The organism is Fluoribacter gormanii (genome assembly GCF_900156395.1).
Taxonomy (GTDB): domain Bacteria; phylum Pseudomonadota; class Gammaproteobacteria; order Legionellales; family Legionellaceae; genus Legionella; species Legionella gormanii.
The window spans coordinates 1-15,937 of record NZ_FTNL01000026.1 but is presented as its reverse complement, the minus strand read 5'-3'; the positions used below and the strand labels follow the sequence as shown (position 1 = coordinate 15,937).

Here is a 15,937-nt window from a genome sequence, read left to right as displayed (position 1 = left end):
GAGCATGCTGTTGCCTGCTCTGATAAAAATGAGGCAAATTACAACTAAATTAATAATGATTCATTGACGCTCTATGATAACTTGGCTAAAGGCCTTAGCTCATTTTCGTGAATAGTACGTTCTGCTTCTGCATTTCCAAAAAAAGCATGACGCATAAGATGATAACCTGCCCTGGTAATTTTGCTTCCTAAGAAACTGGCACTCACTGAAGTACCTATAGTGATTGAGGTTTCGGTAAGACTCAGCGGATTGGTTAATAGATTGAGACCTAGGGCAATCCCTGTAGAAATATAGTTAGATTGTTCTTTGCTATAGCCGCCATAAGAATGAAGTACGTATCCAGCAAGAGGTGTCGCAATGGATACAATCGCTGAAGAACCCATTGCCATAAGTAAAAGTGCACGAATGCTTTGATTAATCCAATAAATCCTGTCGGGGTGATAATGCAAATTCTTCAAATAATCGGTAGCTCCCTCATTGACTAAAGTAATTAACATGGAGATCAAAAGGCCTTGTTGCGCTGCATCGGTAATTAATTGGATTAACTCAGGGGGAAGGAGTTCTGATAAATATGTGGAATCACTAAAATTAGTGGTGCTACTTGAATTATTAAAATCAAAAGAATGTTCTGTATGCTCTGGAGTTATCGACGAGATTAAACTCGTGGTGGAAAAGGCTTGTTGATTGTTCACAAAACATTGATCTGGGGTGCAGTAAGCTCCAGATTCTGGCTGAACATTAAAAATACTATAAAACCAGCCGCCAGTAGATTTTTGTTTATCTTTTTGTTTTCCTTTAGTCACCAGTGTTTCTCCTTAAAATAGTAAACATCGAAAAGAATGAGCCGATGTCATTTTTTATGAATCAAAACTATAAATGCTAATTTCATAATTACCAAGGTCAAATTTCATTGAGAACTCAAAGAGTTTTGAAATGCTACTAACAAAGGGGGAGTTGTTTGGATATGATACTCGAATTCTCTTGTGCTGATATGAGTGTCCTGGTTCTACATTCTTCGTTGGCTTACCCTTCATTGCAGTGCTTTTTGAAAGAGAGGAGAGGGATGTGAGTTTTGTTGAGATACTTTATATACGGTGTGCATATATTTTATTGTTTGAATTAGGTATGATTATCCTATCAAAAAAATATATTTATGAGTCAATTATGAAAAAATTAGTTCTTATTATGGCATTATGCTCATTGAATGCATATGCCGTTAATTCAGTAAACCCAAATAATAATAATTGTGACAGCATACAAGATCCCGCGGAACGAAAAGATTGTTTTAATATTGAAAAAAAGAATGAAGCGGAAGAAAATTTTAGAAACTTTCAAGAAAATTTGCCCGATTCTTATCAAGAAGAATTCTAATAAAAAGAATTAAATAAATGCAGGTAATGCATTAAATTGAACAGTTATAAATCGACTTGGATTTAAAGCATTACCTGCTATGGGTGAGTCATCTTCCCAATGTCATTACAATTAAGTACAGACGCCAAAACTTAAGTAAATTTCGGAATGTTATGATTTAATTCCTTAATTTTTATCAATGTCTCAAATAAATATTTTCTCAAAAAACCACTAACAAATGATTAATTTATAAACTATATATACATATAGAAGTCATTTTATGGGGTCAAGGAGAAAATAATGAAAATAATCGTTACATCTTCAGCATTGCTCATGTCTTTAAGCTTGGTTGGTTGCAATACAATGGATCAGGCCAGCCAATACAGCAATTCAACTGTAGGTGCCGGTGTAAAATATGGTGCTAATGTGGTAGGAAAAGGCGTGGGATTTATAGCCGATACTGGAGCTGCTGTAGGTCATGGGGTTGGTAAAGTAGTTGATACCGGCGTTGGTGTTGTGACCGGACATAAAGTTTCTTATCACAAAACAAAACCACAATATGTTGATTACAATGGCCATCGTTATATGTTACAAAATGGTCGGTATGTTCTTGTACACTAACCTTAAAAGGCTCTTCATTACGAAGAGCCTTTATCAATCTTATTATCATCAATTTTAAAAGCGGTAAGACTTATTACCATTAGTTATTCTTATTAATAAATACCGCATTAGCTTATAAGATAGTACAAGTCCATGGATTAGTCGGTTCCTCTTTAATTTGTACTTTCTTATTTTCTTGAGCATACATGCTGTATGGATTAGGCTCAATTGGTGCTTTGGAACGTGATTTGCCTGCTGACTTTCCAAGCTGTACGCCATCTAAATATTTTTGAAACACCTGGAAGTTAGGTCCATTCTCATTATTTATTATTGGGAATACAATATGTTGAAAGTGCTGTGCCCGTTTTTCAATTTCCTCGCGATATATACTGGCAATTATCTCTGGATCATTTTTAAAACTTCCACATCCCCAGGCTCCCATGATTGCTTCAGTTTTTCCTTTCAGAATTAAGGTATCTAGTTGCGCGCCGATACGACGACTTAGGTCTTTAACATATTCTCTTACAGCATGTTCATCCTTGAAGTCAATTTTTCTATCCACAAGTTCAGGAGCAGCCGATCTGAATTCATAGAAAGGAAATATTTTGTTTTTAGGAAGGAATGTATAACTCAGTGCACTGTCCGCTATAAATTGTTTTCTTGATGTGAGTTCTTCAGAACCTGTTGGAACCAAAATTTCAGGTCCACGAAAGCAAATCTGTGGATCATCATTCATAAAGACTTTATAGGCTTCGGGTAGTTGCATTCCTCGTCGTATGCTTAAGGATTCCAGTTCTTCGGGGCTCATTTTTTCTTGGGCGCTTAAAAGTTTTCTGGTTTGTTCATCATAAAGAAAACATTTTCGAGTTTCATCGTAATATATGCCTTTAGAGAGTAATGAACGGACACAAGATGAACGATGCCACATATTTTCTTCCTGAGCATTTCCTCCTTCTAGAACCGCCCCCCCTGGAAACAAAGAATTGGCCATATTGAGAACTGGATATATTTTTCCATGCTTTCTAGTTACTTCCAGAGCAGCATCTCCAAAGTCTTGGTAAACCACCTCAACTTTATGAGGCGGATCTACTCTTTCATTTTTCCATAATTTTAAATTAGCCGATGCATGTGATTTTAACTCATCATATAACCTTGGATCTGTAACATGTTCTATTGTTTTTCCCATGCTCTTATGACGCCAACCATTTCCAGAAAAAACACCTAATAAATAACTTGGTTTGTTGTAAAAATGAACATCCTTTATTCTTGATAAATGAAGGGGATTGGGAAGGCGGCTTAATTCTCTATATGCTCTCATAAATAACTCCCTTAGTATTTAGCCTCATTTTGATATTTGTAAGACAGATCCCGTAATATGCTGATATAAATTTATCAATAATGCTCCATAATTTACATCATTGTTTTTTTTATATCGTCGTTGTTATCTCACATATTGTCCTATTTGGTCAATAAAAATCTTTTGTTAAATTGAATGACAGAAAGTAAAAATATTGATTTTTTCCTGGGTGAGAATTGCATAGAATATGTTCTTTATTTCTATGCTCCATTTTTATTTATTGGTTAAAAATTACCAAATAAGTGGGAGCGATCTATAAAAACTATAAATTAGCGAGTTAAATCCCTGGATTTTTTTGTCCAATTCTCTCTAAGTATCAAATTTTGAACTAATATATAAACAACTACGATATGATACTTTGCGCGTCTCAAGTTTGGTTGAGGTCTTAGTTTTGTTGATTTTTGACTGCAAGAGATGATTTATTAAAAGGAAATTACTTTGAAAAAAGTTCATGTCTGCTTTCAGCTTGTTCTATTAATGCTGTCTTTTATCTTTTGTGAAAGAGGGTGGTGCGCTCAAAGATTACCAGTTTTAAATGATTATATGCGAATAAAGACCGTCGGAGAGCCAGATTTGTCGCCGGATGGGAGATGGGTAGTTTACACATTAGAAGAAAATGTTAACAAAACAAGTGCAATTCGAAATATCTGGATAGTATCCTACGATGGCAAGATCTCAAAACAACTCACCAATGATAAGGAAGCCAGTAATTATTTACCTAAATGGAGTCCAAATGGTCAATGGATTGCTTTTTTATCTGATAGTGATGATAGTCTTAGATTATTAAATAAACAAAACGGTAAAATTATCAGGCTGACTAATAATCACTATGATGTAAGTGATTTTACTTGGGCTCCTGATTCCCAAAGTATTGCCTTTATTGCCAGTGAAGCAAAGGAAAAAGCTTCTAAAAATAAACCCATAATCATTACAAGATATCTTTTTAAAAAAGATATACAGGGGTATCTTAGCGAAAAAAGAACGCATCTTTATCGTATAGCACTTCAAAGTAAACAAATTGAGTTATTAACTCCCGGTCCTTATGACGAATGGGCTCCAGCTTGGTCACCTAACGGAAAATATATAGCATTTATCTCTAAAAGAGGGGCAGAACCAGACAGGAGTTATAATTCAGATGTGTATGTTATAAGCAACAAATCTGGAAGTAAGGCAATACAATTAACTCGCTCCCCAGGAGCGGGCATGGATCCAGATTGGGAATCTACTCCATCATGGAGTCCTGATAATTCTCAAATAACCTATTTAAGCTTTAACAATAAGTCGCCTATTTATGCACCCACACAATTAGCGATTGTTAGATTGGACAGTCGTCAGGAACGGATTATTGCTCCTTTAGATCGTTGGTTTACAAAACCTGAATGGTCCGAAGATGGTAAAAAAATATATGCCTTGATTGAAACAAGCAGAAATACCCATCTGAGTGAGATTGATGTAAGTACAGGTGATGTCAAAGCATTAACTAAAGGGAAGCACGTTGATAGCGAATTTTCAATAGCACAACAGCATATAGTAGTTGTTTCTTCTGATGACCAACATCCACCAGAGCTCTTTGCAGTAGAAAATACTTTGAGGCCTTTAACCAACCATAATCAAAAACTTTTAGATGAGGTTCAATTTCGTCCTGTAGAGGATATTGAGTTTAAAAGCGCTGATGGAACCCTGATCGAAGGTTTATTGCTCAAACCTGCAAATTACAAACCCGGGACACCGTATCCCGCTCTTTTGAATTTACATGGGGGACCCGTTTATCAATTCAGTCATGAGTTTAATTTTGATTGGCAGTGGCTTGCTGCTCAGGGTTATACCATTATAGCGCCCAATCCACGAGGAAGTTCTGGAAGAGGGTTTGATTTTTCGAATGCGATTAACGCAGACTGGGGGAATCTCGATGTAAAAGATGTTCTTGCTTCTGTGGATTATGCAATTGAGAAAGGCATTGTCGACCCCAATAAATTGGCTGTGGGAGGCTGGAGCTATGGTGGTATGCTTACTGATTATGTTATTGCGAGCACTCAACGCTTTAAGGCAGCTGTGAGCGGAGCAGGAACCGGCAGTATCTTGGGCAACTATGGAGTGGATCAATATACTTTAGATTATGAGACTGAATTAGGAAAACCCTGGTTAAATACGCAACTCTATATGAAATTGAGTTACCCATTAATGAAGGCGAATAAAATTAAAACACCTACTTTGTTTATGTGCGCTAGTTTCGATTTTAATATGCCATGTATTGGTTCTGAACAATTATATCAAGCCTTAAGATCACAAAATATACCCACAGAATTAATCATATATCCTGAACAATACCATTCTCTTGATAGACCTGATTTTCAAATAGATCGTTTGCAACGTTTTAAAGATTGGATGGATTTTTATCTTAAAAAAGTCAATTAATTCAATGGAATTAAAAATTTTACTAAAAGTAGGTTGAAATTTCTTTTTATTCCAAGTACTGAAACTAGCCAAAGTGATATCCAATGGACTATAAATATCTATAGGGCTTGAATGCTTCTAAAGAGCTTTTATGGATAAAGAGACATGTAATATCCTTTATGTTGATGACGAAGTGCATAACCTTACTGCATTTGTCGCGACTTTTCGCCGTCACTTCAATGTATATACTGCGACTTCAGGACGCGAAGGTATGGATATTATGCGCCATAATAATATTCAAATTGTTATTACTGACCAAAGAATGCCCGAAATGACGGGAGTACAATTTTTAGAATCCATTATTCCAGAATATCCCAATACAATTCGGATGATCTTAACGGGTTTTACGGATGTTGAGGCAATTATTAAGGCCATCAATACGGGGCGAGTTTTTCGCTATATTACCAAGCCATGGGATCCAGTTGATTTAAAGATCAATATTGATACGGGCTTGAAGATGTTGAATCTTGAAAAAGAGCGCTTGTATTTGATTGAAAAACTGAATCAGGAAGTATTATATCAAAAACGAATCATGGAGTTGTTTCAAAAATACGTGCCTAAAAATATAGTCGATGAAATTTTAAATGCTCAGGGGGAGGAATCCCTGATTCGCGGTGAATATCGTATTATTTCAGCAATGTTTGCAGACATACGTCAATTTACTTCCATATCAGATAAATTAGGCCCGGTTAAATCTGTGGAACTATTAAATGCATATTTTGAATTAATGACTCAAATAATTCGAGATCATCATGGTAGCGTTAATAAATTAATTGGCGATGGAATCTTGGCTTTATTCGGTGCGCCGGTTTCGCATATCGATAATCAATTAAACGCTGTATTTTCAGGGTTAGCAATGATTGAAGCATTGCGTGAATTTAATGAAAAATACCATGATGCAATTGGCCGTGACATCACCATAGGAATTGGCATTAATACTGGCGAGGTAATCGCTGGCAATGTAGGTACTAGTGAACATATGGAGTATACAGTTATTGGCGACACGGTGAATATTGCATCACGAATAGAAAAGCTAACCAAAAATAAACCCAATACTTTATTGATCAGCGAAAGCACCTATAAACCTATTGCTAATGAAATTCTGGTTGAAGAGATAGAACCCCAAGTAATTCGAGGTAAAGAAGAAAAAATCAAACTTTATAGAGTTCTTGGAAGGAAAACATGAGCTTTGATACGTTAAAAACGTGGCAATTTTGGTACCAGAATTTAATTATAGTTTTACTTTACACAATATCTGGGGTTGTAAGTAATATTTGGATTGTCCCCGATACCTTAGTAACCCCACTTTGGCTTCCATCAGGGGCAGCATTGGCTATGGTGCTTTGGTATGGAAATAATATTTTTTTCGGGATAGTTATTTCTGAAGTAATTCTAACTGCATCACTAGGTAACCTTATGTCTTGGCAAAATTGGGTTGCATCTACCATGGTAGGGGCTGGAGCGGGGCTACAAGCAATATTGGCTGCTCAATTTATTCAACATTACACTCATACCAAAACCCCATTCTATACAGTCAGAGATGTTTTAATTTTTACTTTTGGAGGAGATTTTCTGTTGTCTCTTACCAGTTGTACTCTAGGTATCATTTCGCTGGTATTATTTGACTTAATTAAACCCGAACTAATTATAAATAATTGGTTTGTTTGGTGGATAGGTGATGTTGTAGGTATTATCGTTATAACTCCCCTTATTATGACTTGGTATCATAGTAAACTTACCTTTAACTGGAAGTCCTTTCTTGAATATATGATCTTAATCCTTTTATTATGCTGCACTATTATTATGATCTATATGCTGCATTATCCATTAGCTTATATTTTACTCCCTTTTTGTGTATGGTCTGCTGTGCGATTTAGTGTTCGATTGGCGCTAATTACGGCATTTATAATTTCAATTTCTGTGCTCTGGCTTGAGATTCACGGCTATCAAGAATTTAGATTTGTAGGAATTTCAACTAGCTTGATATTTTTACAGGCATTCGTTGCCGTCATATTTTTTACTACCTTAATTTTGTCCGCAGTAATTACCGAACGAAAAAAAGCACAAGAAGAATTGCTGCAAGCGAATATCAAACTGGAATCACGGGTGGAACAACGTACGCAGGATCTGAATAAAAAGAACGTTCAACTTAATAAGGCATTAGAAATTTTAAAACAGGCTGAAACTCAATTAATTCAAGCAGAAAAAATGTCTTCATTAGGAGTATTAACTGCAGGGATTGCGCATGAAATCAATAACCCGGTTAATTTTATCTCGGCCAATATTGGCCCATTAAAAAACGATATTGATGATATTATGCAACTATTAAAAAAATACGAAGAAATTACACCTGACGCACCAATAAAAGATAAATTGCTCGAAATTTCAAAATACAGTGAAACCATTGATTTGGCTTTTACCCTCCAAGAAACCCATAATTTACTTGATGGCATTGAAGAGGGTGCAAGACGTACTGCAAATATTGTAAAAGATTTGCGTACTTTTTCGCGGCTTGATGAGGGAGAGCTAAAACACGCTAATATTCACGAGAATATCGACTCCACTTTAACTTTATTACACAATCAATTTCGCGATCGAATTATTATTAATAAAAACTATGGCGATATTCCTGAAATAGAATGTTTTCCAGGAAAAATCAATCAAGTATTTATGAATATCCTGACAAATGCGGCACATGCAATTCCTGAACATGGGGAAATTACTATTACAACCACTAGGAAACAAGATGACATTTTAATAAGTATTCGTGATACAGGCACAGGTATGACTAAAGAAACAATAGCTAAGATTTTCGAACCGTTTTTCACTACGAAACCAGTTGGAAAAGGGACGGGTTTAGGTTTATCGATTTCCTACAGTATTATTCACGAACATCATGGAACCATTTCAATTAAGAGTGTTTTAGGACAAGGAAGTGAATTTATAATCACTCTACCCATTAAATATGTCACTATCTGAAGGAGTGGCCATGGTTTAGTCTGGGGGGATGCGAAGCGGAATCCAAGGATACTCTGAACTCATTTTAAACCCAGGATCCACTTCGTTTTGGCTAAACTACAATTTTTGTAGCCTGCTTCCATTATTGATCGTTACATATTAGCCATCGTTAAAACAAAGTTTGGAATATTAGGTGAACCTATACCAACTCCATCATTCCAAAACTGATCTTCTGGCTCAAGGGTAAGTGATGAATCCCATCCAAAAGTTTTGTTCTTAATGGTAAATGCAGAGGCTGGGGCAGGGGTACCTTGAATTGTGGTAGATGGTGGTGGTGTTGCGCCACTAATAATAAGCGCTGGCGGAATAATAAGATTAATTGCTCTGTTGGCGAGCAAAACATGATTCATTTGATATAAATAAGGTGCTGCCTGGCCTATAGGTGTCCCTTTATTCAGTAAACCACGTGCTTGATTTACTAAGACTAAAGTTGCTGAAAATAAAGGACAAGCTAAGCTTGTGCCTCCATCTTGAATTTGTGTTCCATCAGCAATAATCAGTAATCCTGTTTGTGGATCACCTAGCATCGCAATATCAGGTAATGCACGGCGATTTCCAAAATTATTAATAACTCCATAACCACCAGCAGTGAAATTGCTAATCGAGCTCTGCCAGGCAACTGGACCATAAAATTGGCTAATGCCTCCACCAGTACCCCCTCCATAGGCATAGGTGCCTTGAGACGCTTTAACTGATCCCCAGACGGTTTCAAATGCATAACGGTAATTTACATCTACAAATAAGGCAGTTGCTCCAACTGCAGTAGCATAAGCTGAGCTGGCAGGATAATTAACTTTTGGCGGTGAAGTCCAAATTCCAGTACATTTTTTTTGAGTGCTGTACGTAAAATCACCACAATCTCCAGAAGAAAAATTAACACTGATTCCTGCAGCAGCAGCTAATTTCAAAGTTTGCTCGAGTGACGTATCTAAAGTCTCTTCGCCACCCCAACTATTAGATATAACGTAGGCATTAGAAAAACCAGCAATCGTATTTTTATTCTGAATCAATGTATGAATCACATCAGTTAATATGCTCTTTTGATCTTTACCTAGTACCAAAACTGTATTATCTCCAGGCGCTATTGTATGAGATGATTCAATATCCAAGAGGATTTCATGACTCGAAGATGTGGCATTAGGACATGTTGTGAAGGGGGTTCCGTCAGGATTGATTATTGCAAAATTCTTTGATGGCCCTGAGGTCACAAAGGGTTTTATCTTGTTTGCTTTAAAATATTGATTTGCATCCCTCAAAATTTGATCTGGCCTATTAGTTCCACACGCATCGACAATAACTAAAGTTTGTCCTGTTCCATCGAGATGTTGACCATTAATACGAGGAATGTTTTTTAGGTTATATGTCTTTTGCAAATGTTCACCTGTGAAGCCTTGCAATGAAATATCTGTAGGAATTGCAAAAGGAGTAAAATTATTCCAGATAAAATTTAAATCATGAACTTCTTCAGAATTGTTGTTAACACGTTCTATGTCCGAGTGAAATTGAGGAATAGTGCTAAGGCCAGTAATTTCGGCAATATATTGGGCAATTTCCTGATTTAATTTAGGATTACTTGCATTGGCATGAGCTATTTTGTTTTTATATCGATAATAATTTATTTGTACATGAAGTGTTTGTTTGATTTGTGCCACTGTTCCAGTTATACGTAAACTATGATTAACAATGCTTGCCTGCATTCCTTGAGCAGAAAAAAATTGTTGCACGGCCTCTTCCGCTTCTTTATTTGGTGCAAATTCTTGTTCATAAAGAGCGGAATTTAAAAATTGATGATATCGAGAACTATTTGGATCATAAATATCTTGAACAAGCTTATCTAATTCGGCTTGATTGCGTATTTTTAACCGCGCTATAAATGAAATTTTTATATCAGGATTCATAGGTCGAATCAGGGTGGCCTCATTGAGTAAGTTTAGTCCTGGACTATTCACGCTCGATAAGTCAGTTGCTTGCTTTGCATAGGAAGTTGTTGTCACAAAACTAAATGACAATAAAAGAAATACCACTTTTTTAAGTTTCAACATGAATTATCTCCCTATGTTATCCGAAAAAAAATAGACTACTAATTGGACTGTATGTGATAAATCCCAAATCATCGCCTGTTGTTAAAGAAAACACATGACCATTCTGAGTTCCTGCATGGATCACGGTTGCATCTGCATTTACAAACAAGGTATATGTTATTTGGGATAAAAGAGTCCATATCGGATTGGAATTGGTTAAACTGTTAGTGAAATAGGCGTATTCAAAATTGATGGTTCCAGGTGGTAAAGTGCTATTCGTCGAGGTTTGCCGAGTATTAACATAAAGTTGGTTATTTGTAGCAAAAACATTTTGGATGGGCACTGGAACACTTGCTTCTGGTCCATTAATTCTATTCCAAGTAACGCCATCATTTATTGAATAATAGACATTGCCATCTGCACTTCCTGCATAGATAGTAGACGGGGTTAAGAATATGCTGTTGACAGCTCCATTACCTGGATTTGTTGCAGTCGATACCCAAGTAGTACCCTTGTCGCTTGAATGATAAACTGTTCCCTCTTGGGTTCCGACATAAATTTTCGACGTAGTTGTAACCGAGACACTATTTACTGCTGAAGTACCTGGGGCTGTTGTCGCACTCCAAAAAGTACCATTGTTGGTTGAATAGTAAACTTTACCATCTGCACTTGCTACGTATAAAGTACTCGGTGTTACAAATATGCCATTCACTGTATTACCCGGCGATGGTACCGTTGGCGTGGCAGCCCAGGTTAAACCATTATTAATAGAAAAATAAACAGAACCGCTGGCAGTTCCTGCATATACTATTCCTGACCGCGTAAATGTAACTTCTACTGTATGATTGCTATCAATATTGAATAAGGTGAACGTTGTTCCACCTTTTTGCGCGGTGCCTCCATCCATCAACCATTCATTAACTTGATAACCCGGGCTAGGCGTTGCCGTAAAAGTCAAACTACTTCCCGCGATGACTGTTTGTGGTGTATTGGGTTTAATTTTTCCATGGGCGTCTGCAGTAGGAGTAATCAAATATTTTGTTACAGGTATAATAGTGATATTTAAAATGTTAGCTAAGGCTGGTCGATAACATTCCAATCCATTTCCTTGTTCACATACAATAGGACCACCTTTAATATTGCCTGGTAGTTTGCTTCCATTTACAAGCAAATTAAGAGTACAGGATTGATGATAATTCAATTTAAATGGATTAGGGCAATTTCCGGTTGAAGTGATCTGGGTAATCCCTGTCATGGGTTTCATAGATAAGGTATGCGTTTTGCGCGATTGATTCGTAATCGTATATTTAACCGTTGCTGATCCTATTGGTGTTATAGAAATTGTTGGTGGATAATTTGGATCCGGTGTAAAAGTCCACACGGGTTTACTTGCATGGCCTGCTGTAAGGAATAGAAAAGCAACCCCAACGAGAAGAAGCTGGGGCAAAGTAGTTTTAAATAGTCGCATCTTCAAATCCATTTTCGGATATTTTAGTGTTTATCTTAAGTCGATTACTGATTCTAGATCAATAAAAGTTGATAGATTTTTCAATGGGTTGAAAGGATTACTTAATACAAATAGATCCTATTCAGTGGGTACATTGATAATTAGCTATAGTAAGAAGAGGGGGTAACGATTAATTTCTAAGTCGAACTCGTTAAATACACAATCAATCAGTATCGGCAGTTTTTATTTTTAACAAGGCTGTACTAATTGCCAAAATATTTATGATAAATAGCTAAATAGGTCCCATCAGTTTCTATTTCTAACAAGGCTTTATTAATTTTATCAATGATCGCAGCATTCTTTTTAAGTGCGATTATTCCATAACCGTTTCCCATGACAATAGGTTTTCCTACCAGTTGGAATCCTTTGAGAGCATTGTTGAGCAGATATTTGGCAACATTTTCATTTACTAAAGCTACATCGATGTCATGATTACTCAGTGCTCCTATTAATAATGTGATTTGGGAATATGCTTTAATATTTTGTTTGGAAGTATAATTTGGCAATACATTAGATTGGATAAAGGTTGCTCGAAGTGCGCCAATTTTCTTGTTTTTAATATCATCGATTGTGTTGATGTTTGAATTCTTTAATGAGATAAATTGCCCTCTACTTGTTATATAGGGCAGACTGAATACGTAATTTGTTGATTCAGTTGAAGGGAGGGGGCTCGGTAAAAAAGTAATGTCGATATAACCTGAATCGAGATCTTTAAATTGTGAATCCAAATCAGTTGGTTTGTAGATACAGGATGAAGCAATACGTTTACATATCTCATCCATAAGGTCGACACTAAAACCAAAATAATGATTGTCACTGTCGGTTGATGAAAAAGGCGGGGCAAATTTCAAAACGCCTACAGCAAGCGGATCGCCATAAGCCAAGAGACTACTTGCTAACAGGATTATAAAAACAATGTGCCTAAAAAGCTTCATGTTGTATATCCATATTATGTATAGTTAAACTCTAGAATGTTCGAAAAGGGTTGTCAATGAAGTTGGTAGAAGAGTCTTTAGTTCCCATTTCTTGGTTAACATTGTTTTTTTGTATTCATATATGCGAAAAACTTAATTAAATCATCCAGGTCATTATCAGATAAAGATTGTTTATCTGAACCGCTCATTCGGCTTTGTGGAAGAGTGCGAACTGATTTTGGATCACGTATAAATTTTTTCAATTGGGTGATGTTCGGATAATAATTCAATGGATTTTTAGGGCAATTTAAGTCTGGACCGATATCGCTTTTTCCAACATGATTTATCATGTGGCAACCCTCGCAATGGCTAATATAAATTTTGTACCCATTAGCAATCGATGCGTTCGTTGTTTTGGGAGGCGCAAGAACGTGTTGATAATTGAGTTTTTGACTAATTTTTATCGTCATGACACTCCATGCCCAATATTCGTTGGATATATAGGAACGCTCAGGATAAAGCCAAATAATTTCGTAAGGTCCCGCTGTAAGCCCGGTATGATTGTCAATTACTGGCCATTTTGATATGGGTTCTATAGCCAGCATTGCAATGGACGCATTTTTGCTGCAATCCATAATTTTGTGTGCGGGTACATAGACATGAAAATTATCTTTGGCTATGAATTCGATGATATCTTGTTGTCTTATATGAAATGGGGCAAGGAGCTTGCACAAAGGAATAGCCTTATGGTGCATGACTTTGTTTGGATAAGCGCGGTCATTATTAATCGTTACTTGGGTTAGGTCAGGATGGGACAGCAATTCAGATTTGGTCAAAGTAAACGATTTATTCGGAGAAGCGATATGAAGTGCGCTGTATGATGATTCGCTCGAAGTACAAGCAGTTTCCGAGATTAGCCAGAGACCAATCAATAAAAAACTATATTTCAATCCTTTCACTTATACTCCTGGCTTTTATAGTTGTTTTATTTAGAGAGCTTACGAAAAAAACCAATCTCTTTAATAAAAAATGCTTTTAATTTTGTTATTTAGTTTATCTAAACTCCCTAATTATAAACATTTTTGCCTCGACCTAGTTTTTTTCATAAGTCCTGTAAAGCCGAATTACTTTTACATAGATGTGAGAATTTTTCCAGAAAAAATAGCACTACTTGTTTGTTTTTAATGTTTTTATTAAGAAATCTCAAAAAGAATTTAAATAACTGGAGCAGCCGATTTATAAATAGAGCCTTGAAAATAAAATCTTGATTTTTGCATTCATACTCATCATAGTGCAGAGCTAAAACTTATGATGAAAAGTTATAAAAACCTCTATTCGACAATAATATATTCTTAACAAGGAGTATGAGAAATGGGTTACAAATTTCGTTTGAGCTTTGCATTATTACTGAGTGTGCCATCGCTTTTATTTGCAGATGATACACTTATTTTTGCTGTTGATATCATTCGGCATGGAGATAGGACACCGATTGTTCCTCTTTCAACAGTAAATTATCAATGGCAAGAGGGACCTGGACAGCTTACGGCCGAGGGCATGCAACAAGAATATAAAATGGGCATGCAGTTTCGTAAAAAATATATCGAGCAAACACATTTATTGCCTGAGCAGTACGAGCATGGAACAATGTATGTGCGCTCCACTGATTATGAACGCACACTGATGAGCGCCCAATCATTATTAATGGGATTGTATCCTCCTGGGACAGGACCCAATACTACAGGATCTTCTCTTCCAGCTTTGCCTTATGCTGTTCAGCCCATTCCTGTTTTTAGTGCTCCATCTAAATATGATGAAGTGATTATTCAGCAGATAAGTTCCGCGGAACGAGCAAAATTAATGGAGCAATATGTGTACTCTACGCCAGAATGGCAACAAAAAAATAATGAACTCAAGGATAAATACCCTCTTTGGAGCACTCTGACAGGAGTTCAAATTAAAAACTTGGCTAATCTTGGATTATTAGGTGATGCCTTATACATTCATCAAATACATAATGCACCAATGCCAATTGGATTGAGTAGTCAAGATATTGAAACAATCATTAATGCCAGTAATTGGGCTTTTATGGCACAAGAAAAACCTCAAACTCTGGCGGCTGCCTACAGTACGAAACTCATGACAAATATTGCCAATTATCTGTATAACGGTAGTCAGAAAAAATCCAAGCTTAAATACGTTTTATTATCTGCACATGATACGACAATTGCGAGTGCATTGAGCTTTTTAGGTTCTCCTTTGGAAATAGCACCACCGTATGCCTCAAATCTCAATTTCTCACTTTACGAACATGATGAAAATTATTATCTTGTAAAAATCACTTATAATGGAAATCCTGTTTCGATTCCAGCCTGTGGTGGAAATACCTGTGAGTTGCAACAATTTATAAACCTGGTAAATAGTTCCAAGAATTATTCGATTTAAGATTCATTTTTCTCTCACACCAGGCATTTATTAAAAAATCTTATGTCATTCCCGCGATGGCGGGAAGCTATTCATTAAGAGTACTACATCAAGTTTGTGGATAGAGTTCTGCCTTCAAATGAGCTCTACTCTCCAAACTATTTGAACAGAGGAGAAAGTGGATATAGCAATCCCAAGATAAACTCATTATTCTCAATTAATTAGAATAATATTGTAACTCCCCACGTCATCCCGAACCCGAGCGCAGCGAGGGTGAGGGATCTCCTGCGGTGTA

At 36.4% G+C, this 15,937-nt stretch carries 12 protein-coding genes; 6 read left to right on the top strand and 6 right to left on the bottom strand.

Going from position 1 to position 15,937, the window contains the following annotated elements; genetic code table 11:
- Nucleotides 1–71: 71 nt before the first annotated feature.
- A complete protein-coding gene (locus BW930_RS14335) occupies nt 72–803 on the bottom strand; it encodes a hypothetical protein (protein WP_115266174.1) in 732 nt (243 codons plus the stop codon).
- Between the two features lie 361 nt (nt 804–1,164).
- Between BW930_RS14335 and BW930_RS14330 the strand changes: the two genes are divergently transcribed.
- Complete coding sequence (locus BW930_RS14330) at nt 1,165–1,371, top strand: hypothetical protein (protein ID WP_058468933.1); 207 nt, start codon at nt 1,165–1,167, stop codon at nt 1,369–1,371.
- 279 nt (nt 1,372–1,650) lie between these two features.
- Nucleotides 1,651–1,971 (top strand): hypothetical protein, encoded by a 321-nt coding sequence (locus BW930_RS14325; protein ID WP_058468819.1) that lies wholly within the window; start codon nt 1,651–1,653, stop codon nt 1,969–1,971.
- Between the two features lie 112 nt (nt 1,972–2,083).
- On the opposite strand, the gene BW930_RS14320 is transcribed toward BW930_RS14325, so the two are convergent.
- On the bottom strand, nt 2,084–3,268 hold the full coding sequence (locus BW930_RS14320; RefSeq protein WP_058468818.1) for a poly(ADP-ribose) glycohydrolase domain-containing protein: 1,185 nt from the start codon (nt 3,266–3,268) through the stop codon (nt 2,084–2,086).
- A 516-nt stretch (nt 3,269–3,784) separates the two neighbouring features.
- Between BW930_RS14320 and BW930_RS14315 the strand changes: the two genes are divergently transcribed.
- The 3 genes from BW930_RS14315 to BW930_RS14305 all read left to right on the top strand — a co-directional run bounded on the left by BW930_RS14315 (nt 3,785) and on the right by BW930_RS14305 (nt 8,740).
- Nucleotides 3,785–5,722, top strand: a complete 1,938-nt coding sequence (locus BW930_RS14315; protein ID WP_058468932.1) for a S9 family peptidase — start codon at nt 3,785–3,787, stop codon at nt 5,720–5,722.
- A 130-nt stretch (nt 5,723–5,852) separates the two neighbouring features.
- Nucleotides 5,853–6,947: an adenylate/guanylate cyclase domain-containing protein gene (locus tag BW930_RS14310; protein WP_058468817.1), complete on the top strand. Its 1,095-nt coding sequence runs from the start codon at nt 5,853–5,855 to the stop codon at nt 6,945–6,947.
- Nucleotides 6,944–8,740 carry an MASE1 domain-containing protein gene (locus BW930_RS14305; RefSeq protein WP_058468816.1) on the top strand — a complete coding sequence of 599 codons (1,797 nt, stop codon included), beginning with the start codon at nt 6,944–6,946 and terminating at the stop codon, nt 8,738–8,740. The genes BW930_RS14310 and BW930_RS14305 overlap by 4 nt, the downstream gene beginning before the upstream one ends.
- A 131-nt stretch (nt 8,741–8,871) precedes the next feature.
- Here the strand turns inward: BW930_RS14305 and BW930_RS14300 are convergent, their stop codons facing one another.
- The 4 genes from BW930_RS14300 to BW930_RS14285 all read right to left on the bottom strand — a co-directional run bounded on the left by BW930_RS14300 (nt 8,872) and on the right by BW930_RS14285 (nt 14,180).
- Nucleotides 8,872–10,821: a S53 family peptidase gene (locus BW930_RS14300; protein WP_058468815.1), complete on the bottom strand. Its 1,950-nt coding sequence runs from the start codon at nt 10,819–10,821 to the stop codon at nt 8,872–8,874.
- A 16-nt stretch (nt 10,822–10,837) separates the two neighbouring features.
- A complete protein-coding gene (locus BW930_RS14295) occupies nt 10,838–12,268 on the bottom strand; it encodes a DUF6242 domain-containing protein (RefSeq protein WP_058468814.1) in 1,431 nt (476 codons plus the stop codon).
- A 242-nt stretch (nt 12,269–12,510) separates the two neighbouring features.
- Nucleotides 12,511–13,242 carry a transporter substrate-binding domain-containing protein gene (locus tag BW930_RS14290; protein WP_058468813.1) on the bottom strand — a complete coding sequence of 244 codons (732 nt, stop codon included), beginning with the start codon at nt 13,240–13,242 and terminating at the stop codon, nt 12,511–12,513.
- A 95-nt stretch (nt 13,243–13,337) separates the two neighbouring features.
- Nucleotides 13,338–14,180 (bottom strand): c-type cytochrome, encoded by an 843-nt coding sequence (locus BW930_RS14285; RefSeq protein ID WP_058468812.1) that lies wholly within the window; start codon nt 14,178–14,180, stop codon nt 13,338–13,340.
- A 412-nt stretch (nt 14,181–14,592) separates the two neighbouring features.
- Between BW930_RS14285 and BW930_RS14280 the strand changes: the two genes are divergently transcribed.
- Nucleotides 14,593–15,663, top strand: coding sequence for a histidine phosphatase family protein (locus tag BW930_RS14280; protein WP_058468811.1), 1,071 nt, complete (start codon nt 14,593–14,595; stop codon nt 15,661–15,663).
- The last annotated feature ends 274 nt before the right edge of the window (nt 15,664–15,937 follow it).

Bases quoted from the DNA above. Each gene is read 5' to 3' on its own strand.
- BW930_RS14330 (WP_058468933.1), top strand. From the start codon at position 1,165: ATGAAAAAATTAGTTCTTATTATGGCATTATGCTCATTGAATGCATAT.
- BW930_RS14325 (WP_058468819.1), top strand. From the start codon at position 1,651: ATGAAAATAATCGTTACATCTTCAGCATTGCTCATGTCTTTAAGCTTG.
- BW930_RS14320 (WP_058468818.1), bottom strand. From the start codon at position 3,268: ATGAGAGCATATAGAGAATTAAGCCGCCTTCCCAATCCCCTTCATTTA.
- BW930_RS14315 (WP_058468932.1), top strand. From the start codon at position 3,785: ATGCTGTCTTTTATCTTTTGTGAAAGAGGGTGGTGCGCTCAAAGATTA.
- BW930_RS14310 (WP_058468817.1), top strand. From the start codon at position 5,853: ATGGATAAAGAGACATGTAATATCCTTTATGTTGATGACGAAGTGCAT.
- BW930_RS14305 (WP_058468816.1), top strand. From the start codon at position 6,944: ATGAGCTTTGATACGTTAAAAACGTGGCAATTTTGGTACCAGAATTTA.
- BW930_RS14300 (WP_058468815.1), bottom strand. From the start codon at position 10,821: ATGTTGAAACTTAAAAAAGTGGTATTTCTTTTATTGTCATTTAGTTTT.
- BW930_RS14295 (WP_058468814.1), bottom strand. From the start codon at position 12,268: ATGCGACTATTTAAAACTACTTTGCCCCAGCTTCTTCTCGTTGGGGTT.
- BW930_RS14290 (WP_058468813.1), bottom strand. From the start codon at position 13,242: ATGAAGCTTTTTAGGCACATTGTTTTTATAATCCTGTTAGCAAGTAGT.
- BW930_RS14280 (WP_058468811.1), top strand. From the start codon at position 14,593: ATGGGTTACAAATTTCGTTTGAGCTTTGCATTATTACTGAGTGTGCCA.